At 49.3% G+C, this 23967-nt stretch carries 20 protein-coding genes and 1 tRNA gene; 13 read left to right on the forward strand and 8 right to left on the reverse strand.

Features of this window, described 5'->3' with window-relative positions; translation table 11 throughout:
* Positions 1-166: 166 nt before the first annotated feature.
* Together BFP76_RS12670 and BFP76_RS12675 are read right to left on the reverse strand one after the other, a co-directional pair.
* Positions 167-889, reverse strand: a complete 723-nt coding sequence (locus BFP76_RS12670) for a hypothetical protein (protein WP_133117438.1) — start codon at positions 887-889, stop codon at positions 167-169.
* 91 nt (positions 890-980) lie between these two features.
* Positions 981-1067, reverse strand: a tRNA-Leu gene (locus BFP76_RS12675).
* A gap of 138 nt (positions 1068-1205) precedes the next feature.
* Between BFP76_RS12675 and BFP76_RS12680 the strand changes: the two genes are divergently transcribed.
* Entirely contained in the window at positions 1206-2198 is a 993-nt protein-coding gene (locus tag BFP76_RS12680; protein WP_099594326.1) for a complex I NDUFA9 subunit family protein, read from the forward strand.
* Here the strand turns inward: BFP76_RS12680 and BFP76_RS12685 are convergent.
* Complete coding sequence (locus BFP76_RS12685) at positions 2195-2998, reverse strand: undecaprenyl-diphosphate phosphatase (RefSeq protein WP_099594327.1); 804 nt, start codon at positions 2996-2998, stop codon at positions 2195-2197. The two genes, BFP76_RS12680 and BFP76_RS12685, sit on opposite strands and share 4 nt — an antisense overlap.
* 220 nt (positions 2999-3218) lie before the next feature.
* Between BFP76_RS12685 and BFP76_RS12690 the strand changes: the two genes are divergently transcribed.
* From BFP76_RS12690 to BFP76_RS12715, 6 genes are all read left to right on the forward strand, one after another.
* Positions 3219-4655: an NAD(P)-dependent oxidoreductase gene (locus tag BFP76_RS12690; protein ID WP_099594328.1), complete on the forward strand. Its 1437-nt coding sequence runs from the start codon at positions 3219-3221 to the stop codon at positions 4653-4655.
* A gap of 252 nt (positions 4656-4907) precedes the next feature.
* A complete protein-coding gene (gltB, locus tag BFP76_RS12695) occupies positions 4908-9434 on the forward strand; it encodes a glutamate synthase large subunit (RefSeq protein ID WP_099594329.1) in 4527 nt (1508 codons plus the stop codon).
* A gap of 92 nt (positions 9435-9526) precedes the next feature.
* Complete coding sequence (gene mtgA / locus BFP76_RS12700) at positions 9527-10288, forward strand: monofunctional biosynthetic peptidoglycan transglycosylase (RefSeq protein WP_099594330.1); 762 nt, start codon at positions 9527-9529, stop codon at positions 10286-10288.
* 64 nt (positions 10289-10352) lie between these two features.
* On the forward strand, positions 10353-11018 hold the full coding sequence (gene fzlA, locus BFP76_RS12705; RefSeq protein WP_099594331.1) for an FtsZ-binding protein FzlA: 666 nt from the start codon (positions 10353-10355) through the stop codon (positions 11016-11018).
* Between the two features lie 11 nt (positions 11019-11029).
* Positions 11030-12073, forward strand: a complete 1044-nt coding sequence (gene queG, locus BFP76_RS12710; RefSeq protein WP_099594567.1) for a tRNA epoxyqueuosine(34) reductase QueG — start codon at positions 11030-11032, stop codon at positions 12071-12073.
* A complete protein-coding gene (locus BFP76_RS12715) occupies positions 12066-12926 on the forward strand; it encodes an SDR family oxidoreductase (RefSeq protein ID WP_099594332.1) in 861 nt (286 codons plus the stop codon). Before queG ends, BFP76_RS12715 begins: the two co-directional genes overlap by 8 nt.
* Before the next feature lie 31 nt (positions 12927-12957).
* Here BFP76_RS12715 and BFP76_RS12720 read toward each other — a convergent pair whose 3' ends face one another.
* Positions 12958-13572, reverse strand: coding sequence for a L,D-transpeptidase (locus tag BFP76_RS12720; protein ID WP_099594333.1), 615 nt, complete (start codon positions 13570-13572; stop codon positions 12958-12960).
* Between the two features lie 155 nt (positions 13573-13727).
* Here BFP76_RS12720 and dalA point away from each other — a divergent pair, with 155 nt between their 5' ends.
* Positions 13728-14225: a divisome-associated lipoprotein DalA gene (gene dalA / locus BFP76_RS12725; protein WP_099594334.1), complete on the forward strand. Its 498-nt coding sequence runs from the start codon at positions 13728-13730 to the stop codon at positions 14223-14225.
* Between the two features lie 31 nt (positions 14226-14256).
* Here the strand turns inward: dalA and BFP76_RS12730 are convergent, their stop codons facing one another.
* The 3 genes from BFP76_RS12730 to BFP76_RS12740 form a co-directional block, all read right to left on the reverse strand.
* On the reverse strand, positions 14257-14784 hold the full coding sequence (locus tag BFP76_RS12730) for a L,D-transpeptidase family protein (RefSeq protein ID WP_099594335.1): 528 nt from the start codon (positions 14782-14784) through the stop codon (positions 14257-14259).
* Entirely contained in the window at positions 14781-15953 is a 1173-nt protein-coding gene (gene rlmN / locus BFP76_RS12735) for a dual-specificity RNA methyltransferase RlmN (RefSeq protein ID WP_099594336.1), read from the reverse strand. Before rlmN ends, BFP76_RS12730 begins: the two co-directional genes overlap by 4 nt.
* 112 nt (positions 15954-16065) lie before the next feature.
* Positions 16066-16587: an invasion associated locus B family protein gene (locus BFP76_RS12740; protein ID WP_099594337.1), complete on the reverse strand. Its 522-nt coding sequence runs from the start codon at positions 16585-16587 to the stop codon at positions 16066-16068.
* 167 nt (positions 16588-16754) lie between these two features.
* Between BFP76_RS12740 and BFP76_RS12745 the strand changes: the two genes are divergently transcribed.
* On the forward strand, positions 16755-17771 hold the full coding sequence (locus tag BFP76_RS12745; protein WP_099594568.1) for an asparaginase: 1017 nt from the start codon (positions 16755-16757) through the stop codon (positions 17769-17771).
* 77 nt (positions 17772-17848) lie between these two features.
* Here the strand turns inward: BFP76_RS12745 and BFP76_RS12750 are convergent, their stop codons facing one another.
* Entirely contained in the window at positions 17849-19213 is a 1365-nt protein-coding gene (locus BFP76_RS12750) for a mechanosensitive ion channel family protein (protein ID WP_240514061.1), read from the reverse strand.
* Between the two features lie 237 nt (positions 19214-19450).
* On the opposite strand from BFP76_RS12750, the gene leuC reads away from it, so the two are divergent.
* The 4 genes from leuC to leuB all read left to right on the forward strand — a co-directional run bounded on the left by leuC (position 19451) and on the right by leuB (position 23965).
* Positions 19451-20857: a 3-isopropylmalate dehydratase large subunit gene (gene leuC / locus BFP76_RS12760; RefSeq protein ID WP_099594339.1), complete on the forward strand. Its 1407-nt coding sequence runs from the start codon at positions 19451-19453 to the stop codon at positions 20855-20857.
* A gap of 320 nt (positions 20858-21177) precedes the next feature.
* Complete coding sequence (leuD, locus tag BFP76_RS12765; protein WP_099594340.1) at positions 21178-21783, forward strand: 3-isopropylmalate dehydratase small subunit; 606 nt, start codon at positions 21178-21180, stop codon at positions 21781-21783.
* Between the two features lie 189 nt (positions 21784-21972).
* Positions 21973-22791 (forward strand): hypothetical protein, encoded by an 819-nt coding sequence (locus BFP76_RS12770; RefSeq protein WP_099594341.1) that lies wholly within the window; start codon positions 21973-21975, stop codon positions 22789-22791.
* 67 nt (positions 22792-22858) lie between these two features.
* On the forward strand, positions 22859-23965 hold the full coding sequence (gene leuB, locus BFP76_RS12775; RefSeq protein ID WP_099594342.1) for a 3-isopropylmalate dehydrogenase: 1107 nt from the start codon (positions 22859-22861) through the stop codon (positions 23963-23965).
* Positions 23966-23967 lie beyond the last annotated feature (2 nt).

Raw genomic sequence — 23967 nt, forward strand, 5'->3', positions numbered from 1 at the left:
TTGTCTGATATGCCTGCTTTTCGGCAAGAGCTCACAACATCTAAGCCATCATGCAAATGCACTTCTATCTCCCGCAATACCTTTAAAGCATCTTCATCTTTGTAACGCTTTCGAGCCATTATCTGATCCTCCTACCTCTAACAAATAATGGCACAGTTTTAAGGGGCTAAGACAGTTCGCTTCTTGCGCAATTAAACACGGCCTTAATATCGTTTAACTCTCTTTTTATGGAACTTACTGAGACGCCGCTTTCTTTCCTTGCGTCTCGCCATTTTCTTGCATCTGTTCTTCCTATCAAGGACAATCTTTTATCTTCTTGAAGTATTTTGAGTAGCCACAGTTCCACACGCCTAAACCGTTGATGCTGCTTTTTTTGTTTATACGCGTCCTCTACAGAATGTTCTTTCAAGTAAAACTTAAACGCATCAGTTAGCGTTGGTTCGGGTTTCTCTTTGCTAATACCATTTAGAAGAGCGCTCACCATTGTACTATCTTCGAGTGAAACTCCAATTAGCCGACCCGTATCCTTATCTTCGTGGTAACTATTTAGTATGTTGTACGCCGCTTCTTCTCGCCACGATTGCTCTTCGTCAATTCGTCCAGAACTGAAAGGGTCAGCATTCCATTGTTTAAGTAAAACCTGTAGGCGTTCGTTGGTTGTTATATCCGATGAGTTGGTGACCCCACCCTTACCAATCGCCAGTAAATGCTCACATTCGCCATGTACATTTCCGTAAACTTGAAGTGCTTCTTTTTCAGTAATTCCAAGAACTTTTACGAACTCCGATTTTCCGAAAAACTTTTTAAGCTCATTTGGAATTCGTCTGCGGTATCGAAAACGTCTGTTCGCATCAATTTGTACATATTTCATGCGAAGGTTTACCGCCATGTTCAATCACCTGTGTAACTAGTTATGTAGCTAAGGTGACTTTATCATGTAAATGTTTTGTTTGAAAACAAATAGTTATGTTGTGTTTATTTGGTGCCCAGGAGAGGACTCGAACCTCCACGTCCATACAGACACCAGCACCTGAAGCTGGCGCGTCTACCAATTCCGCCACCTGGGCAGGTCACGTTGGGGCGATTTATACGCCACTTTGGGACAAGTCAACGCCAAGAGTCACACAAAATCGCGATTCCAACTTGTTTGCGCGGCTTGGTCGCGGTAATGGCTGTATTGAATTCTTTTAATGTCGGAGCGTTTCATGACCGCAACTCCTAAATTGGTAACGATCTTTGGTGGATCTGGCTTTGTTGGCCGCTATATCGCGCGTCGTATGGCGAAACAGGGTTGGCGTGTTCGCGTCGCTGTGCGCCGTCCAAACGAGGCTATGTTTGTGCGCCCCTACGGTAGCGTTGGTCAGGTTGAGCCGATTTTGGCAAATGTGCGCGACGATGCATCTGTACGTGCGGCGATTGCGGGTGCGGATGCGGTGGTCAACTGTGTTGGTACGTTTGACGCAAAGGGCAAAAACAATTTTGATGCGGTGCATGTGGATGGCGCGGCACGCATTGCGCGGATTGCGAAACAGGAACGCGTGGCAGAGCTGGTGCATATTTCGGCACTGGGTGCGGACGCTGATGCAGAAAGCGAATATTCACAAAGCAAGGCCGCTGGCGAAGCCGCCGTGAAGGAACATTTCAAATCTGCGATGATCCTGCGCCCTGGCGTGATTTTCGGACCAGAAGATGAATTTTTCAACCGCTTTGCCAAGATGGCAAAATATTTTCCAGTGATCCCATTGGTGGGTGGCAACACATTGTTCCAACCTGTGTATGTGGATGATGTTGCCGCCGCAGCAGAGCAGGGCATCATGGGTCAGGCCGCGGGTGGCGTTTACGAGCTTGGCGGGCCAGATATCGAAAGTTTCGCAGATCTGATCGCGCGGATGCAAAAATCAGTGCGCCGCAATCGCATTGTCATCCCTGTGCCGTTTGTCATCGCGCGGATGAAAGCGTGGGGATTTAATTTGGCGCAAACACTTACGCTTGGATTATTCCAAAACACAATCCTGACACCCGATCAGGTGAAAGGTTTGCGTGTGGATAATGTGATTTCAACGGGTGCAAAAACATTTAGCACGTTGAAAATTACACCCACCGCCATGGATGCGGTTTTGGATGAATATCTGTATTGTCACCGCCCGTATGGACAATACACCGAACTGACGGAATCTGGTAAAAACCTTCGTACCTAAGCGTAGGCATATGCCAGTAACGCGATGCCCAAAATTACGCGATAAATAACATATGGGGTGAAGCTGACGGATTTGAGCAGCTTCATCATCAATGACAGCGCGAGCAACGCAGCCGCGAATGCAAACACCGCGGCAATTGCGCCATCCTTTGCCATGGCCCAATCCGCGTTTTTCGCAACATCCAGACCCAGCAATACACCCGATGCGATGATCGTTGGGATCGACATGAGCATGGCGATTTTTGCACCATCTTCACGTGTGTATCCCATTTGGCGCGCACCTGTGATGGTGATGCCAGAACGCGATGTGCCTGGGATCAACGCCACCGCCTGCCACAGGCCAAGTTTGATTGCATCGGGCAGGTTCCAATCCGATTGCGCCTTGGTCTGTGCACCTTTTTGATCGGCCCAATACAGAACGATACCAAAGATCAGCATGGCCCAGCCGATCACCTTGATCGAGCGCATGGCATCGGACAGGCCTGTGAGCTTGAGGATAAAACCGATGATGATCACGGGGATGGTGGCAATGATCAAAAGCAATGCAAGCTTTGCGCCATCTGTATCAACCTTGCCCAAGATCAAGCGCAACGATCCGAAAAACGCAGATTTCACATCCGCCCAAAAATACAGAACAACCGCGCCCAATGTGCCGATATGCACCGAAACATCAATGAATTGCCCTTGATCCTGTGCGCCAGTGAGCGCTGGAAGCAATGCAAGATGCCCCGATGATGATACGGGCAAAAATTCAGTGATTCCCTGAATCACCGCAAGAAGTAATAAATAAAACAATGACATGGTTCATCCTTGATTCGTTAGGGTGACCATAAAAACCTTTGGATTCAAAGGGAATTGCCAATTTAGGTAAGTTAAAGTTACCTAAATTTGTTGAATTTCTGTTACGTAACTTTCAAATATATCAAATTTCCCGCAAATAGGTCAGTAAAGTTGACTTTTCATTCCCTCTCTGCTTGGTTAAAACACGCGCAAACGTGTTAGCAAGATAAAGAGGCAAGCGATGGCACAGCAAAAAATGCTGAAATTTGTAAACGTAGAACGGGACATGCCCCAAAAACGTGTGCCAGATTTACGTAAAAAAGATTACGATGAAATCTATCAAGAGTTCGCCGCCGCCAAAGCAGAGGAACAAGCAAGCCGTTGTTCGCAATGTGGCGTCCCGTTTTGCCAATCCCATTGTCCACTGCATAACAACATTCCAGACTGGCTCCGCCTGACGGCAGAGGGGCGTTTGGAAGAAGCCTATGAAATTTCACAGGCAACGAACACTTTCCCAGAAATCTGTGGCCGCATTTGCCCACAGGATCGTCTGTGCGAAGGCAACTGTGTGATTGAACAATCGGGCCATGGCACGGTGACAATCGGATCGGTGGAAAAATATATCACCGATACGGCATGGGAAAAGGGCTGGGTTAAGGCCGCAAAACCATTTGCCGAGCGCAAAGAATCCGTTGGCATTATTGGTGCGGGCCCTGCTGGTTTGGCCGCTGCTGATATGTTGCGCCGCCAAGGTGTGCAAGTGACCGTTTATGATCGTTATGATCGCGCGGGTGGATTGCTGACATATGGTATCCCGGGGTTCAAGTTGGAAAAAGATGTCGTGATGCGGCGCAATAAATTGTTGTCGGATGGCGGTGTTGAATTTGTGCTGAACACCAATATCGGTGTTGATATCAGCTTTGCCGATCTGCGTGCAAAACATGATGCAATCCTGATTGGCACTGGTGTTTACAAGTCTCGCGATTTGGGTGGGCCCGGTGCGGGCAACACTGGCATTGTCAAAGCGATTGATTATCTGACTGCGTCAAATCGTTTGAATTTTGGTGACACTGTGCCTGAAATTGAAAGTGGTGAATTATCCGCCAAGGGCAAAAAGGTTGTGGTCATTGGTGGTGGTGATACCGCAATGGATTGTGTGCGCACAGCCATTCGCCAAGGTGCGACTTCGGTCAAATGTTTGTATCGTCGCGATCAGAAAAACATGCCCGGTTCACAACGCGAAACACAAAATGCGATCGAAGAAGGCGTTGAATTTGTCTGGCTGTCTGCCCCAAAAGGGTTCACAGGCGAAGGCGATGTTTCAGGCGTTGTTGTTTCCAAAATGCGTCTTGGTGCACCAGACGCATCTGGCCGCCAAAGCCCCGAGGAAATCCCCGGTGCGGATTACACAGAAGATGCCGATTTGGTGATCAAAGCATTGGGTTTCAGCCCAGAAGAATTGCCAAAATTGTGGGATACACCCGAGTTGGAAGTGACCCGCTGGGGCACGGTAAAGGCCGATTTCCAAACCCACGCAACAGCCATGGATGGGGTTTTTGCGGCGGGTGACATCGTGCGCGGTGCGTCATTGGTTGTTTGGGCCATTCGCGATGGTCGCGAAGCGGCGGACAGCATTTTGGATTATCTGAATAACGCATCTGCAGTGGCTGCAGAATGATCATCAACCTGTTCATAAATGCCCAAAATTGGCTGTCGGACATGTGGGAGACATGCGTGGGACAACTGTCGGACAACCATCGGACAGCATTGCAACCCGTAAAGATTAATAGGTCAACTGATCTGTCTCAACATCCTTGGGATCAGTGAAGACGCCAATCAGAATACAAGCAAATTTCGGGGTCTAACCCCAAGCCAGAAAATATCGCATCGCGCAGCGGCGTTTTATGCGACCCGACGAAAGGATAAAGCAATGACAAAATATGATGCAGCTTGGAAAGCAGACCAAGAAGCCAAGCGCGCCTTTGTGGCCGAACATGGCATGTATTCAGAGGCCGACGAGCATAGCTCTTGTGGGGTTGGGTTGGTTGTTGCCATTGATGGCGAAAAGACACGCAAAGTTGTTGAAAACGCGATTGCCGCGCTCAAGGCGATTTGGCATCGTGGTGCGGTTGATGCGGATGGTAAAACCGGCGATGGTGCGGGTATCCATGTGCAAATCCCTGTGCCGTTTTTCTATGATCAGGTGGAACGTACGGGCCATGTGCCACGCAAGGGTGAAATGATTGCTGTTGGCCAAGTATTCTTGCCACGCACAAATTTCGCAGCCCAAGAAACATGTCGTACCATTGTGGAAACCGAAGTGTTGCGAATGGGGTATTACATTTACGGCTGGCGCCATGTGCCCGTTGATGTGTCTTGTCTGGGTGAAAAGGCAAACGCAACGCGCCCAGAAATTGAACAGATCCTGATTTCCAATTCCAAGGGTGTGGACGAAGAAACATTTGAACGCGAGCTTTATGTTATTCGCCGTCGTATTGAAAAACAGGTGGTCGCAAGTCAGATCAAAGATTTTTACGTGTGTTCATTGTCGTGCCGTTCGATCATTTACAAGGGCATGATGCTGGCCGAACAGGTTGCGGTGTTTTACCCCGATCTGATGGATGAGCGTTTTGAATCCGCTTTTGCGATTTACCATCAACGTTATTCCACAAACACATTCCCACAATGGTGGTTGGCGCAACCGTTCCGCATGTTGGCGCATAACGGCGAGATCAACACATTAAAGGGTAATGTGAATTGGATGAAATCCCACGAAATTCGCATGGCTTCCAAATCTTTTGGGTCATACGCCGAAGATATTAAACCAGTGATCCCAGCGGGTTCATCCGATTCAGGTGCGCTTGATTCCGTGTTCGAAGCATTGGTGCGCGCTGGGCGTTCAGCGCCGATGGCGAAAACGATTTTGGTTCCTGAAAGTTCCGCCAATGATGATCTGCCACAATCGTGGTTGGACATGTATTCATATTGCAATTCTGTGATGGAACCTTGGGATGGCCCCGCCGCATTGGCAATGACCGATGGGCGCTGGGTTGTTGCAGGTTTGGATCGCAACGGTTTGCGTCCGATGCGTTATGTCATCACTGGCGATGGTTTGGTTATCGCAGGTTCAGAGGCGGGCATGGTGCCCACCGACGAAGTGACCGTGATGGAAAAAGGCGCGCTTGGCCCGGGGCAAATGTTGGCCGTGGACATGAAAGAAAAACGCCTGTTCCATGATGCAGAACTTAAGGACACGCTGGCTGCGAAAAAACCATTCGGTGAATGGGTGAAATCCGTGATCGATTTGGATGACGTGACAGCCGCGAAAAAAGAGATCGTAGAATTTAGCGGTGATGCATTGCGCAAACGCCAAGTGGCGGCGGGTTATTCCATCGAAGAATTGGAAATGATCCTGCACCCAATGGCCGAGGACGGCAAAGAAACACTGGCATCCATGGGTGATGATACGCCATCGGCGGTTCTGTCCGATATGTATCGCCCATTGTCCCATTTTTTCCGTCAGAATTTTAGCCAAGTCACCAACCCACCGATTGACAGCCTGCGTGAAAGCCGCGTGATGAGTCTGCGCACGCGGTTTGGGAACCTTGGGAATGTGCTGGACGAAAGCAATGAACAAACCGAGATTTTGACGTTATCAAGCCCCTTTGTATCCAACGCTCGTTTCGCTGCGATGGTGGAACAATTCGGCAAGGCGGTCACCACCATTGATTGTACATTTGATGGATCGGATGAACGGGGGCTTCGCACTGCGGTTGAACGTATCCGCGCAAGTGCCGAAGAGGCCGTGCGTTCCGGTGCTGGTCAAATCATTTTGACCGACAAAGCGCAGGATGAAAACAAGGTTGCAATGCCGATGATTTTGGCAACATCTGCGGTGCATTCATGGCTGACTGCGGCGGGGTTGCGGACATTCTGTTCGATCAACGTGCAATCGGGTGAATGTATTGACCCACATTATTTTGCCGTGTTGATCGGCGCAGGTGCAACCACTGTGAATGCTTATTTGGCATTGGATAGTTTGGCCGATCGAATTGATCGTGGCTTGTTGGATTGCACGCTTGAAACCGCAGTTGCGCGTTACAAAGAGGCGATCAACCAAGGTTTGTTGAAAATCATGGCCAAGATGGGGATTTCGGTGATTTCATCCTATCGCGGTGGTTTGAATTTCGAGGCGGTTGGATTGTCCCGCGCAATGGTTGCGGAATTCTTCCCCGGAATGCCAAGCCGCATTTCAGGCATCGGTCTGCACGGTATTCAGCGCAAAGTCACCGCCGTTCACGCCAAAGGTTGGAAGCAAGGCCAAGATATCTTGCCCATCGGTGGTTTTTACAAATCACGCCGTTCCGGTGAAAAACACGCTTGGGAAGCGCAAACAATGCACATGCTACAAGCCGCCTGTGACCGCGCATCATATGATTTGTGGAAACAGTACAGCAAAGCAATGCAAAGCAATCCGCCGATTCATCTGCGTGATTTGTTGGATTTCAAAGCGGCCGTGAAACCAATTTCTGTGGATGAAGTCGAAAGCATCACCGCAATTCGCAAACGTTTCGTGACACCGGGAATGTCATTGGGGGCGCTATCGCCAGAGGCGCATAAAACATTGAACGTTGCGATGAACCGTATCGGTGCAAAATCCGATAGCGGCGAGGGCGGCGAAGATCCCGCACATTTCGTACCAGAACCAAATGGTGATAACCCGTCTGCGAAAATCAAACAGGTGGCATCAGGGCGTTTTGGCGTAACAGCGGAATATCTGAACCAATGTGAAGAGCTGGAAATCAAGGTCGCCCAAGGGGCCAAGCCAGGCGAGGGTGGCCAATTGCCAGGTATCAAAGTGACCGAATTGATCGCACGTTTGCGCCATTCAACACCGGGTGTGACATTGATTTCACCACCCCCACATCACGATATTTATTCGATCGAGGATTTGGCACAGTTGATTTATGATCTGAAACAGATCAATCCACGCGCCAAGGTGACGGTGAAACTGGTTTCTTCATCAGGGGTTGGCACAATCGCCGCTGGTGTGGCCAAGGCCAAGGCCGATGTGATCCTGATTTCGGGTCACAACGGTGGCACGGGTGCGTCCCCTGCGACATCGATTAAACATGCTGGTCTGCCATGGGAAATGGGCCTGTCAGAGGCACACCAAGTTTTGGCGATGAACAATCTGCGTGATCGTGTGACATTGCGCACCGATGGTGGATTGCGCACTGGTAAAGATATCGTCATGGCGGCCATGTTGGGTGCGGAAGAATACGGTATCGGCACGGCAGCATTGATCGCCATGGGCTGTATTATGGTGCGTCAGTGCCAATCAAACACATGCCCCGTTGGTGTCTGTGTGCAAGACCCAGAGCTGCGCAAAAAATTCACTGGTAATGCGGATAAGGTTGTGAACCTGATCACATTCTATGCCCAAGAGGTGCGTGAAGTATTGGCAAGCCTTGGCATGCGTTCATTGGACGAAGTGATTGGGCGCGCCGATATGCTGGCACAGGTTTCGCGCGGGTCTGCGCATCTGGATGATCTGGATATGAACCCGTTGTTGATCAGCGTGGATGGTTCGCAATCCATTAAATACGATCGCAATCGTGATCGCCAAGCAGTGCCAGATACGCTGGATGCGGAAATCGTGCGCGATGCTGAACCGTTTTTCAAAGACGGTGAAAAAATGCAGCTGTCATATGCGGTGCAAAATACGCATCGTACCATCGGCACCCGCGTATCATCCCATATCGTCAAACGTTTTGGGATGCGCAATGAATTGCAAGAGGATCACCTGACAATCAAATTGACAGGTTCCGCGGGGCAATCATTGGGCGCGTTCGCAGCACCTGGCCTGAAATTGGAAGTGTCGGGTGATGCAAATGATTACGTCGGCAAAGGTTTGTCGGGCGGTAAAATCGTGGTGCGCCCACCATTGGCAAGCCCGTTGATCGCGGCGGAAAACACCATTGTTGGTAACACGGTGCTTTATGGTGCGACGGATGGGAAACTATTTGCCAATGGTCGTGCAGGTGAGCGTTTTGGTGTGCGTAATTCTGGTGCATCTGTGGTGATCGAAGGTTGTGGTTCCAACGGTTGTGAATACATGACCGGTGGTGTTGCTGTGATCCTTGGATCGGTTGGTGCAAACTTTGGCGCAGGTATGACGGGTGGCATGGCGTATATCTACGACCCCGAAGGCAAGTTTGCAGATGTTGCCAATATGGAAAGCCTTGAAACAGCGCCCGTAACCGTGGCCCATTGGCAAGAACAGCTAAAAGATTTGATCACAGAACATGTGGCCGAAACGCGAAGCCCGAAGGGCGCGCAAATCTTGCATCACTGGGAAGAAGAACTGGCGCATTTTGTGCAGGTCTGTCCCAAAGAAATGATGTCGCGTATTCCGCATCCTTTGCGATCTGAAAGCGCACAAAAATCAGCATAATTTTCAAAGGGGCGCGTTTTGCGCCCCTTGTTTTTTGGCGCTAGGAATATTGTGCTGGTTTGGCTAGTCTGATGATCAAACAATAGGTTGGCATGGCAAAGACGACGTCCAAAAAATCAGCACCGCGCAAATCAAAAACCAGCGCAAAGCCAAAGGCAAAGACCAGCAAAAAGCCCGTTAAAAAACGCGGGGTTCTTGCGCGTGTATGGCGTTGGATTTGGCGCGGCGTGCTAGGGTTTTTTGCGCTGTGCATTTTGTTGGTTGTTTTGTTTCGCTTCGTTAATCCGCCCAACGGGATTTACATCTTGGAGGAACGTCACCGATTGGGTGCGATTAAACAAGAATGGACAGCGCTTGATGATTTTTCGCGCCACATGCCATTATCCGTGGTCGCCGCAGAGGATGCGAATTTTTGTCTGCACAGCGGGTTTGATTTGGACGCGATCAAGGATGCATGGGAAGACGGGGGTAATCGGGGTGGTTCGACCATCACCCAACAAGTGGCAAAAAATGTGTTCTTGTGGCATGATCGCACATGGCTGCGCAAAGGATTGGAAGCGGGATTTACCATCCTAATTGAAATCATCTGGCCGAAAAAACGCATCGTAGAGGTTTATTTAAACGTGGCCGAATTCGACGCTGGCGTGTTTGGCGCAAGCGCAGCAGCGAAACATTATTTTGGCGCATCCCCAAAAAATATAAGTGCATTACAAGCCGCGCGTTTGGCCGCGATTTTACCCAACCCGCAACAACGATCCGCGAGCCGCCCAACACAATCCACCCGCAATAAAACCCGCCGCGTGATGTCTGGTGCACGGACAATTGCCGCCGATGGGCGTGATAAGTGTTTCTAGGTGTTGAAAAATCATTCAACTCTTGTCACAAGGATGGGGTACACCCCAATAAAATGAACATATGATGCATAGACTCTATCATTTTCCATTGTCGCCCTTTTCGCGCAAAGCCCGTTTGGTTTTGGCCGAAAAGAAGATCGAGGTTGAATTGATCGAAGAACGTTTCTGGGAAGAGCGTTCCGAATTTCGCCGCCTTAACCCCGCTGGCAAAGTCCCTGTGTTAAAGGTGGATGATTTCATCTTGAGTGAATCAAATGCGATTTGTGAATATCTTGAGGAAAAACACCCAAACCCGCCATTGTTGCCCCGCACCCCAGAAGAGCGCGCCGAAGTGCGCCGCTTGGTCAGTTGGTTTGACGATAAATTTTATCGCGATGTGACGGTGAACCTGTTGGGCGAGCGGATGATGAAACGCATCACAGGTGTTGGATACCCCGAAAGCACAAATGTAAAAGAGGGTGCACGCCAAATTAAAATGCATCTTGATTATATGTCTTGGCTGTTGGATCGCCGCCGCTGGTTGGGTGGAAATATGTTAAGCCTTGCAGATTTTTCCGCCGCGGCGCAGCTAAGCTGTTTGGATTACATTTCTGATGTGGATTGGAACCGTGCACCGTTGGTCAAAGACTGGTACGCGACAATCAAATCGCGCCCCGCGTTTCGATCATTGTTGTCTGATCAATTGTCAGGTTTCCCACAACCACCGCATTACGCCAATTTGGATTTCTAGTGACAGCTGGGGTGCAGCCCCTGCGTGATGCACTGGAAAAGCAGGCATATGCAGAAGGCTTTGCCAAGATGGGCATCTGTGCGCCTGATGCAATTCCACTGGCGCCCGCACGATTAGCGGAATTTGTTGATGCGGGTATGCATGGGCAAATGGCGTGGATGGCTGATCGGATGCATTGGCGCGGCAATCCTGCGGAATTATGGCCCGAAGCAAAATCGGTGATTATGCTGGCGGAACCTTATACGCCTGAACATGATCCGCTGGATATTTTGCAACACCCTGATCGTGCGGCGATTTCGGTGTATGCGCAAAATCGCGATTATCATGACATGGTGAAAAAGCGCCTGAAACGATTGGGTCGTTGGTTGATCGAACAGGCGGCGGGAACGGAGATAAAGGTATTTGTGGACACTGCCCCTGTGATGGAAAAACCGTTGGGTGCGGCGGCGGGGCTTGGCTGGCAGGGGAAACATACCAATCTGGTGGGGCGCGATCTGGGCAGTTGGTTTTTTCTGGGTGCGATTTTCACCACCGTTGATTTTGCCAAGGATACGGGCGAGGTGGATCATTGCGGATCATGCCGCGCCTGTTTGGATGTTTGCCCCACAGATGCATTTCCGGCACCGTATCGTTTGGATGCGCGGCGTTGCATTTCATATCTAACCATTGAACATAAGGGGCCGGTTGATGTTGATCTGCGCCCGTTGTTGGGCAATCGGATTTATGGTTGTGATGATTGTTTGGCGGTGTGCCCATGGAACAAATTTGCCACCGAAGCACGCGATATAGGTTATACCGCACGCAGCGAATTAACCGCGCCAAAATTGACGGAGTTGGCGATGTTGGATGACGCCCAGTTTCGCACATTGTTTTCCAAGAACCCGATCAAACGCATTGGGCGCAATCAGTTTATTCGCAATGTATTATATGCGATTGGCAATTCGGGAGATGCGGGGTTGCGTGATGTTGCAAAACGGCTGATATCGGATGGGGATGAAACGGTGGTTGATGCGGCCAACTGGGCGTTAAGTGAATTGGAGCGAACGCATGGGTAAGGTTTTGTTGAGCATTGGGCATGGATATAGTGCACGTGCGATTGCAAAGGGCTTGATTAATGATGGTTGGACGATTTACGCAACCACGCGCAGTGTTGAACAGGCAAAGGTTTTACAAGGCGAAGGCGTGATCCCAATCATCTGGCCCGATACCGATTTAACACCCTTTATTGCCAAGGCGACGCATATCCTGTCGTCTGTTGCACCTGATGAATATGGTGATGCGGTGTTGCGTGCGTTTGACGATGAAATCGCGGCGCAAAAGGATCGCTTGGAATGGGTTGGATACCTTTCCACAACGGGTGTGTATGGCGATCACGATGGCGGCTGGGTGGACGAAGATACGCCACCGAACCCAACAACGCGGCGTGGCAAATTTCGCCAAGCAGCAGAGCAGGAATGGCAGGCACTTGGCCTGCCGCTGGTGATATTCCGTCTGGCGGGGATTTATGGTGTTGGGCGTGGTCCGTTTGCCAAATTGCGTGCAGGTACGGCACGTTGCATCATCAAGAAAAACCAAGTGTTCAGCCGTATTCATGTGGATGACATTGCGCAGGTCGTGATTGCGTCAATGAAAAATCCCGATGCGGGAAGCCTGTTCAATGTGTGCGATGATGATGCCGCACCACCCCAAAATGTGATTGCATATGGTGCAAAGCTGTTAGGCATTCCCGCGCCCATGCCCGAAGATTTCGAAACCGCAGAGATGCGCCCGATGGCGCGCAGTTTTTATGCGGAATCAAAACGCGTCCGAAATGATCGGATTAAACAACTGCTGGGGGTGACGTTGAAATTCCCTGATTATAAAACGGGGTTGCAAGCGTTGCTAAAAACCGAAACGGCGCCCGAATAGAGCGCCGTTTGTTATTCAAAATATAACGATCCTAAATCAACAGAACCTGGGTGCCGACGGATACGTCGTCAAATAATTCTGCGATATGGCGATTGTACAAACCGATACAGCCATTGGATGAACGACGCCCAATTTTGCGTGTGTCATGCGTGCCGTGGATACGATAATAAGTCCAGCTTAGGTAAAGCGCATGTGTGCCCAAGGGATTATCAGGACCAGGTGCAATGTATGGTGGCCATTCGGGGTTGCGTTTCAACATAGATGGCGTTGGGCGCCAATCGGGGCCAACACGTTTGCGAATAACACTGGTGCGCCCCAAACGGGTGAGTTCAGGTGTGGCGGGCACGCTGGTTGGGAACAATTTATATGTTTGCCCATCCGCAGACCAAAAATGCAATGCGCGGCTTTTGGTGTCTACCAATACGGCGCCCTTGTTAAGATTGCTAAAATACGGTTGCCACTCTTTCGTGGTAAAGCTGGAAATGTTGCGCACAACCCGGCCAGATGCGGTTGGTGCTTGTTCCAGCCGCAAATCATTTTCCAAGGCAGCGTCTTCCTGTGCCAAGGCAGAAGTGCCAAAGGCCAAAGTTGATGCTGCTGATGCAGAAAATACGCGCCGCGAGATTTTTGAACCGATTTTGGACATAATCCATTCCTTTTCTGATTTCTTGGCAATTTAAGGCCGAATTCGTCGGATTTCAAATCAAACTGTTGTTAAACTTACTTTTAGGTCTATCTAGTGTTTGAAATTACATGAATAAGCCTGTAATTATCGACAGGTTAAATGCAAGGAACATTGTCATGTTAAGAATTGTTGCGCTGATTTTTGCCAGTTTGATGCTGGTGGCCTGTAGCCCTGATGTCACAGAAACAACAGGCGATGGTACCAAGGTTTTCCGCATAAGCGCAGCCGATGAAAACAAAATTCAGTTCCGTCATTTGGACGCGGTGAATGCGGTGCGGACCGCCAAAGGCTTGCAAGCGGTGCAATTATCCCCACAATTGATCGCAGCCGCCAAAACGCATTCATTTGACATGTCACGTCAAAATCGCCCTTGGCATTTTGGATCGGACGGATCATCACCGATTGATCGGGTGAATCGCGCGGGATACACGGGCACTTTGCTGGGTGAAAATATTTCTGAAACCTTTGAAGGTGACTTGCAAACGTTGAATGCGTGGATGGCTGATTCATTGACGCGCGAGGTGATTATGGAACCATCAGCGCGTTATCTTGGTATTTCATGGTATCAGCAAAAGAACGGTAAAATTTGGTGGACACAATTGATGGGCAATTAATGCCCATCACGTCCGAATTTTATACGTTGATTTATGGATGAATCATGATCGGTGTGCCGATCTTGACCATTGCAAAGATATCTTCCATTTCCGCGTCTGACACCGAAATGCAACCGTGCGTCCAATCTTTTTTGTTACGCTCTCCGCGATAACGTGGACCACCGTGGATGAAAATATCACCCCCTGGTGAAACACCCGCAGCCTCGGCGCGCGCGCGATCACGGCTATTGGGGTATGAAATGCCCAAGCTGAGATAATATTTGCTGTTGGGGTTATCACGGTTGATCGTATAAAGACCCTCTGGTGTGCGACCATCACCTTCGCGTAGCTTGTGCCCCTTGGGTGCAAAGCCAAGATCAATATCATATTCACGCAAAGGTTTACCAAAATGAAGCAGCTTCATTTTGCGACGTTTCTTATAAATGATAACGCCCGTGACCTCTGGTCCGTTATAAACCTTGAACTTGGCGCGTTGGGGTTTTTTCTTGGCCCATGCGGTGTTCGCGCTTGTCAGTATTGCTGCAATCGCTCCGCCTGTAATAAAACGACGTCGTTTCATAATTCCTCTATTTCCTTTGCGATCTGTGCCGCTGATTTTCTCGCGCGTTCTGTCGCGCTTTTAAGTTGGCCGCATGCGGCCATAATGTCTTCGCCGCGCGGGGTGCGCACGGGGCTGGCATAGCCGGCCTTGTTTACAATATCTGCAAATGTTTCGATGCGATCCCAGTCGGATCGTTCATAAGGTGCGCCCGGCCATGGATTGAACGGGATCAGATTGATTTTCGCAGGGATACCCGCAATCAATTTCACCAAACGGCGTGCGTCTTCGTCGCTATCATTCACATCTTTGAGCATGACATATTCAAATGTGATGCGTTCGGAATTGGACAGACGCGGATAATTGCGACAGGCATCCAATAATTCCGCGATTTTATGTTTGCGATTGATTGGCACCAGCTTATCGCGCACCTCATCGGTTGTTGCGTGAAAGCTGATCGCGAGCATACAGCCGATTTCATCGCCTGCGCGGATGATTTCAGGAACTATACCCGATGTGGATAATGTAATGCGGCGGCGTGATAAGGCGACGCCCTCGTTATCCATCGCGATCAACATCGCATCGCGCACGTTGTCTGTGTTGTAAAGCGGTTCACCCATGCCCATCAAAACGATGTTGGATAACAGGCGTTTATCACCCGCAGGTTTTCCCCATTCTTCCAGATCGTCACGCGCAACCAGAACCTGGCCGATGATTTCAGCGGCCGTCAGATTGCGCACCAGCTTTTGCGTGCCCGTGTGACAGAATGAACATGTCAGGGTACAGCCCACTTGCGATGAAATACACAGCGTGCCGCGATCGGTTTCAGGGATATAAACCGCCTCTACCTCGTGCCCGCCATTGATGCGCAACAAATATTTGCGTGTGCCATCGGTGGAAATTTGACGGGTGACAATTTCAGGGCGTGACAATGTGAAATTTTCGGCCAGTTTGGCACGAATATCCTTGGACAGATTGGTCATGTCATCAAAGGATTGCACACCCTTTTGATATATCCATGCCCAAATTTGCCCAACGCGCATTTTGATCTGTTTTTCAGGAATGCCAATTGCGGCCAAGGCTTCGCCCATAGATTCGCGACGCATACCGATCAGATTCGGCAAAGCACCTTCGCCGTCTTTGCGCGGAATCGTCAATAAATCTTGGGTTATGGGCGCATTTGCCGTCATATCTCACCTATATCAAAAGACCCCCATAATCAGAGAGCATGGTGGCCTTTATCGTAATCCGAACAGAATAAGAAGAGGTTAGCGTTTGCGCAGGCGCAAAGTCACCAATTCTTTATCCGCAACGTTTTTGCGCATCATCCAATGCAGCAGAGAAACCGCTGAGCGAGAATGTGTCCGTTGTTGTTTTGCCGCGCGCGGATTGACCTGTGATAACAGCGGTTGCACCCCGGCGCATAGATGCACGGATTTTGCTGTCATCGCTTGTGGATGCAGGCCATGCCCATTCGCCTTCGGGGACGAGGGTGTAACCAGATGATCCGATCTGCAATTTGACAGGTGTGTTTGCCTTGAGCGGATAGCCACTGGTAAAGGATACTTCGCCAGTTGCGCCCGTTGATTTGTCATACGTGACAAATAACAAAATCGCAGAACGGTTTGCTGTCACAGCTTTGCCATTTTGCGTGATTTTGATGGATTTAGGTGCGGATACAATCCAGCATTTGTTATTTTCTTGGAATACAGACCAATCGGTTTTTGCATTCACAAGATTGTTCGATGTTTGTGCGGATGCGCTGACTGACATACATGATGCAACTGCCAAAACGCCTAGGTTTTTAAGAAATGTGTTCGTCATACTGCCTACTTGGCCTCCAAGCCTTACTGCCTTGCCGAATGAATGCTGAACGCATTTTTGTTTCTCGGCTTTGTTTCTGGCGTGAGTATAGCAAAAGAAACGCTGTTTTCTAGCCCCTGAATATGCCAAAAGCCAAGCGTGGATTTTATGAAACAGAAGGCAGCAAAATGGCAAAATATGTTGATTTAATAGAGGTTTGGCGCGGCGATTTTCTGGAATGCGTGCATCGTGGCCATGCGGTTGTTTGTGATCATAACGGGGATGTTATCGCGCAATGGGGTGATAGTGACGCAATTATATTGCCAAGATCATCGTGTAAAATGCTGCAAGCCTTGCCTTTGATTGAAAGCGGTGCGGCCGAAAAATTCGGGTTGAATGCGTCGCAATTGGCGCTGTCTTGTGCATCGCATCAGGGTGCAAAGATCCATGTGAATGCGGTTGAATCGTGGTTAGGCGACATCGGATTGGCAGAACAAGATTTACGCTGTGGGCCGCAATGCACCGCTGATCTTGATTATCGTTCAGAAATGATCCGTGCTGGCGATAAGCCAGATCAGCGCCACAATAATTGTTCCGGCAAGCATGCAGGATTTTTGACTTTGAACAAACATTTGGGCGGTGGATCAGAATACATTGAATTTAATCACCCCGTGCAAAAGGCGATTGTTCAGGCAACACAAGATATGGCGGGCGAAGATATCAGCGGGCATGTGATTGATGGATGTTCCGCCCCGAATTTGGCGATTAGTTTACGTGGTCTTGCCATGGCGATGGCGCGGATGGGTAAACCCGTTTCCGACATGGGCATTGCACGTGGGAACGCGGCGCGTGCGTTGACCGCGGCGATGGCTGAATTCCCAGAATTGGTTGCCGGTGAAGGCCGCGCTTGTACCGAATTGATGCGCGCAATGAACAATGGCACCGTTGTGAAAACAGGCGCAGAAGGCGTGTTTACCGCAATTTTGCCTGAACGTGGATTGGGTGTTGCATTGAAAATTGCAGATGGTGCCACACGTGCGAGCGAAGCGGCGATGGCGGCATTATTGGTGCGATTGGGCGTGGCAGATGAAAATCACCCCATGGTACAGAAACGGTTGAATCCAGCAGATAAAAATCGTCGTGATATCGTGACAGGCCATATTCGCCCCGCCGATATGTTTTTTGAAAACGGTTCACCAATTTGATAGCAAATTGCGTGCGCGATTGCGCACGCCACCTGCGGTGAGCGGATATTTAAGCAAAATGGAGATGTGGTTTTCGCTTAATCTTCGGGCAGTTTTGTGGGCTCTGGGCGTTGGTTTGGCTCCGTGAACATATGAACATCACGCCGTGGGTATGGGATTTCAATATTGTGCTCTTTCAATGTATCCCAAAGCGCGAGATAAACATTGCCGCGAATGTTTGTCAGACCACTGGTTGGGTCTTTGATCCAGAAGCGGAGTTTGAAATCAATCGAGCTGTCGCCGAAATTGATGATGTGACAAACGGGTGCGGGTGAGCTGACCACGCGATTGACCGAAAGCGGTGCATCGGTTGCGATTTTTTTGACGAAATGCGGGTCGCTGTCATAAGAAACCCCAAAATGAATATCGAGGCGGACGAAATCCGAACTATGCGTCCAGTTGATAACTTGGTTCGTGATGAAATCTTCGTTTGGAACCAGATATTCGCGCCCATCGCGTGTGGTGATGGATGCGTAACGCGCACCCAATTGGGTGATCCAGCCAAATGTGCCATCGAGCGAAATCACATCGCCTGGTTTGATTGATTTATCCAAGAGGATGATGATGCCCGAAATAAGGTTGGACACAATTTTTTGCAGACCAAAACCGATACCCAAACCAATCGCACCAGAGAGCAATGCCAAGCTGCCCAGATCAAAGCCGACCGCACGCAAGGAAAACAACAATGCGCCACCGTAAAGCAATAGTTGCAGTGCCTTTGTCAGCAATGCCTTGATCGAGGGTGACATATCTTGGGCGTTGTGAATTTGGCGCGCACCAGATCGGTTCAGCACATTGGCCAGCGCGAACAACACACCAAGTGTGACGATCGCCGTTAAAACCATCATCACAGATATGCGGATTCCACCTGTATCAATGGCGATGGTCTCCAACAGGTTTGCAGTATCATCCCAAAGGTTAAGTATTTTCAGCGTGGCATAGGCCCAAGCACCCCAAGCAACGAATTTGCGAATGGTGCGGTTGTTGATCAATTTGGTAAGCACCGCAATGATCACCCAAGCGGTGGCAAGCGATGCAACGACCCCGATGAAATAGCTTCTGCTTGGCCATGTTGCTGCTTGCATGATGAAATAGGTGATCCAACTGAACAGCACAAACAGGATAAGCGCGATGCGTTGGTTGAGCAAAACCAATATCCGCAACAGGGGCTTTGGAACCCCGTGTAAATTCCCAAGAGCCGCGCGAATTTTGGGCTTTAGAACCAGTTTCACACAATAGGATAACAGGATCAGGCCAATGATGATCCCGATTTGATACAGGCTCCATTTGCTCGACAAGCGATTGATCAGGTTTTCGCCAAGGGCAAAGAGCCCGACGGCCTGATCGGTTACGTTTTGTACTGTGGCTGCTTCTGCAACCTTACCAATGATATCATCTGCCAATTTGGTGCTCCTGCGCTTGTGAATAACTATGCTGATAATCGCGGGCGGTGCAAGCTGGACACTTGAATGTGACCTGCATTTCGGTTTATCGACTGTTTATGACTCGGATTATCGACATAGATGATAAAACGCGCCTGCCGTGGCGATTCCACGGTGCACGGCTGACGGTGTTGGCGGACCTGTAATCCGCCACCCAGCCCGAAGACTCTTTTTGAAATTCTAGCGAGGGAGACAGATATGTCCGCGCCAAAAACATTATATGATAAAATCTGGGATGCGCATGTCGCGCACGAGGCCGATGATGGCACATGTTTGCTGTATATCGACCGCCACTTGGTTCACGAAGTCACATCACCACAAGCCTTTGAAGGTTTGCGCATTGCGGGGCGCGGCGTGCGTGCACCAGAAAAAACAATTGCCGTGCCTGATCACAACGTTCCAACAACAACGGATCGTGTGAACGGCATCGATAACGAAGAAAGCCGTATCCAAGTGGAAGCGCTGGATAAGAACGCCAAGGATTTTGGCATTCATTATTATCCTGTGTCCGATGTGCGCCAAGGGATCGTGCATATCGTTGGCCCAGAACAAGGTTGGACATTGCCAGGCATGACCGTTGTTTGTGGTGACAGCCACACCGCAACGCATGGTGCATTTGGTGCGCTGGCACATGGTATCGGCACATCCGAGGTTGAACATGTTTTGGCCACGCAAACATTGATCCAGAAAAAATCCAAAAACATGAAGGTTGAAATCACCGGTTCATTGCGCCCCGGTGTAACGGCCAAAGACATCACCATGACGGTGATTGGTGAAACAGGGACCGCTGGTGGTACCGGTTATGTGATCGAATATTGTGGCCAAGCAATCCGCGAATTGTCCATGGAAGGTCGTATGACCGTTTGTAATATGGCAATTGAAGGCGGCGCACGCGCAGGTTTGATCGCACCAGACCAAACAACGTTTGATTACGTTAAGGGCCGCCCTCATGCACCAAAAGGTGCGGATTGGGATGCGGCAATGGCGAATTGGGCCGATCTTTACACAGATGAAGATGCGCATTTTGACAAGGTCATTACGATTGCTGGCGAAGATATCGCACCATCCGTCACATGGGGCACATCACCAGAAGACGTGTTGCCAATCGATGCGGTTGTCCCAAACCCAAGCGATTTTGAAGGCGGCAAAGTTGACGCCGTTGCGCGATCACTGGCGTATATGGGTTTAACACCGGGCCAAAAATTGTCTGACATCGCGATTGATACGGTATTCATCGGATCATGCACAAACGGACGCATTGAAGATTTGCGTGCGGCTGCCGCTGTGTTGAAAGGTAAGAAAATCAAAGACGGAATGCGGGCGATGGTTGTTCCCGGTTCGGGTTTGGTTCGTGCCCAAGCAGAAGAAGAAGGTCTGGCACAGATTTTCATCGATGCGGGTTTTGAATGGCGCATGGCAGGATGTTCAATGTGTCTGGCGATGAACCCAGATCAATTGGCGCCCGAGGAACGTTGTGCGGCGACATCTAACCGTAATTTCGAGGGTCGCCAAGGCCGCGGTGGGCGCACACATCTGTTGTCACCTGCGATGGCGGCTGCGGCAGCGGTTACGGGTAAGCTTACTGATATTCGTGAGTTCAACTAGGGTCGGTATGTGCCTGATTTAACCAAGATAGCAACCTGTTCGTTTTGTGGTTCCCGCACCGTTTTGCGTTTGCGCGAAGTTGGGAACCACCACGAGCTGTCTTGTGCAAATTGCGCTGCACCCATCCACGAAATGAAACCGTTAAAAATTTCTGCACAACCCACAACGCCAAAGGCGCTTACGAAATTGGGAATGCAGAAAAAGAAAGTCAAAAAGAAATCCAGAAAACCGTCTCATGCATCGCGCATTTTGTATAAGATCGCAGAAGAGTTATGGGACGAGTTGGAAGATATCTTCGATTAGGTAAGGAGACCTAAGACATGGAAAAGTTTGAAAATGTATCGGGTGTCGCGGCACCAATGCCGTTGATCAACATCGACACGGATATGATTATTCCAAAACAGTTTTTGAAAACAATCAAGCGTTCTGGACTGGGTGCGAACCTGTTTGATGAAATGCGTTTTGATGACAATGGGAATGAAATCGAAGATTTCGTTTTAAACAAACCCGCTTATCGCAAAGCAGAAATAATCGTTGCAGGGGATAACTTTGGCTGTGGTTCTTCACGCGAACATGCGCCATGGGCATTGCGTGATTTTGGCATCAAGGTCATTGTGTCCACATCATTTGCGGATATCTTTTATAACAACAGTTTCAAAAATGGCATCTTGCCAATCGTTCTTCCAAAAGAACAAGTTGCAGTGTTGATGGAAGACGCAGAGCGCGGCGAAAATGCACGCATTAGCGTTGATTTGGAAAATCAAACAATTAGCGCGACTGACGGAACCGAATTTAAATTTGAGGTTGATAGCTTCAAAAAACACTGTCTGCTGAATGGTTTGGATGACATTGGTTTAACAATGCAAAAAGTCCAATCAATTGATAGTTTTGAAGAAAAATACAAAAAATCAGCCCCTTGGGTATAAAATATGATGTAAAAAGGCCGCAACACGCGGCCTTTTTTAAATTGTGGCTAAATTGTGGCCTAATTTGCTTGGAGAATATTGACGCAACAATATTGCGCGCTAGTATATCGACAAGGTTCAAATTGATTACGATTGGACTAACGCGCACATCCAATCAAATTTCTGTCTGAAAAGACAAGGGGACACAAGGTGGTTTTTCGGTTTCTCTCTGCGTTATTGCGAGCAGGCATTGCATTCTTTTTGATTGTTTTTCCGTCCTCAATACTGGCCGATCCGAACGCGGGCAATTTTGGCGCGATTGTTATCTTTGCTATTGTGACCGCGATTGTTGTGTTTTTTGAATATATGGCGTTTACGCCCAGCTTAATCGAATTTCGATATGCCCCGCCTTACAATCGGTTTCGTGTTTTGGTTTACGCGTTCATTGCGGTTTTTATCGTGACCAGCCTGAATGCAAAAAACCAAGTGGGTCCAATTTTTGAACTGGTTGATCTAGTTGCGCGCGGCGCCAATGCAACATTTGCACATAGTTGGGATCCAGCAACAGTTTTGGCAAATAGTCTGGGTTTGCCACAAGGATCGGATCGTGAAAATTTCATCGTGCTGGCACATGGTGCATTATTTGTCGCGATATTCAGCGCATTATTATTCTGTTTGGTGATATGGCTACAACGTTGGCCGCTGAGCAATGCCGGGTTCAACCTTTGGCCAAATATGCCAAGCTTTCACGCCCAAGTCGGGAGCAAAACGGAATCACGCATGGCGCAAATTGCATTGTTAAGTTTGTCATTGGCATTCGCAGCGCCGTATCTGATTCCGCGTGTTGGGCGGTTGGTTTTGGATTGGATGTCGTTTAACTATAATTACACCCATCATTCCGCATTTTGGATCATCAGCTTTTGGGCGATGTTCACGGCGATGACCTTGATGCGTGGTATTGTTTTGCTAAAGGTTGCGTATCTTGCCAGCCAAATGCGCAGCATGAATCAGGCGAAACAACAGGCATAGTTGATCACAGACTTGACCCTTGGCGCGCTGGGCATTAGGCCGTTTGCGACAGCAAAAGGACATATCAATGAGCAACCCTTCTCTCCTTATCCTGCCAGGTGATGGCATTGGCCAAGAAGTTATGGCCGAAGTGAAAAAAATCATCGATTGGTTTGGTGATAAACAAGATTTGAAATTCGACGTATCCGAAGATTTGGTTGGCGGCGCGGCCTATGATGCGCACGGCACACCATTGCACGACGACACAATGGCCAAAGCCCAAGAGGTTGACGCCGTATTGTTGGGCGCGGTTGGCGGCCCCAAATACGACGATCTGGATTTCAGCGTAAAACCAGAACGCGGATTGTTGCGTTTGCGCAAGGAAATGGATTTGTTTGCAAACCTGCGCCCAGCGCAATGTTTTGATGCATTGGCGGATTTTTCTTCGCTGAAAAAAGATATCGTTTCTGGCCTTGATATCATGATCGTGCGCGAATTGACCTCTGGTTCATATTTTGGTGAACCGCGTGGGATTTTCACCGAAAACAACGAACGCGTTGGCATTAACACACAGCGTTATACTGAATCTGAAATTGAACGCGTGGCGCGTTCTGCATTTGAATTGGCAAAACGTCGTGGCAACAAAGTATGTTCGATGGAAAAAGCCAACGTCATGGAAAGCGGCATCTTGTGGCGCGATGTGGTGACAGAGGTGCATCAGGCAGATTACGCCGATGTGGAATTGTCGCATATGTATGCCGACAATGGCGCGATGCAATTGGTACGTGCCCCAAAACAGTTTGACGTGATTTTGACGGATAACCTGTTTGGTGATTTGCTGTCTGATTGTGCGGCGATGTTGACGGGCTCTTTGGGCATGTTGCCATCTGCATCTTTGGGTGCACCCATGGAAAATGGTCGCCCCAAAGCGATGTATGAACCGGTACACGGTTCCGCACCTGATATCATGGGACAAAACAAAGCGAACCCAAGTGCATGTATCTTGTCATTCGCGATGGCACTGCGTTACAGCTTTGATCAAGGGGATGCGGCGACAATGCTTGAAAAAGCAGTTGAAAGCGTATTGGCCAAGGGTATCCGCACCGCCGATTTGATGCAGGCCGATGGCGGCAAAGCCGTGAGCACAAGCGAAATGGGCGATGCAATTATCAATGAATTGAACGCTAACGTTTAAAC

Source organism: Paramylibacter kogurei, from assembly GCF_002742285.1.
Taxonomy (GTDB): Bacteria; Pseudomonadota; Alphaproteobacteria; order Rhodobacterales; family Rhodobacteraceae; genus Amylibacter; species Amylibacter kogurei.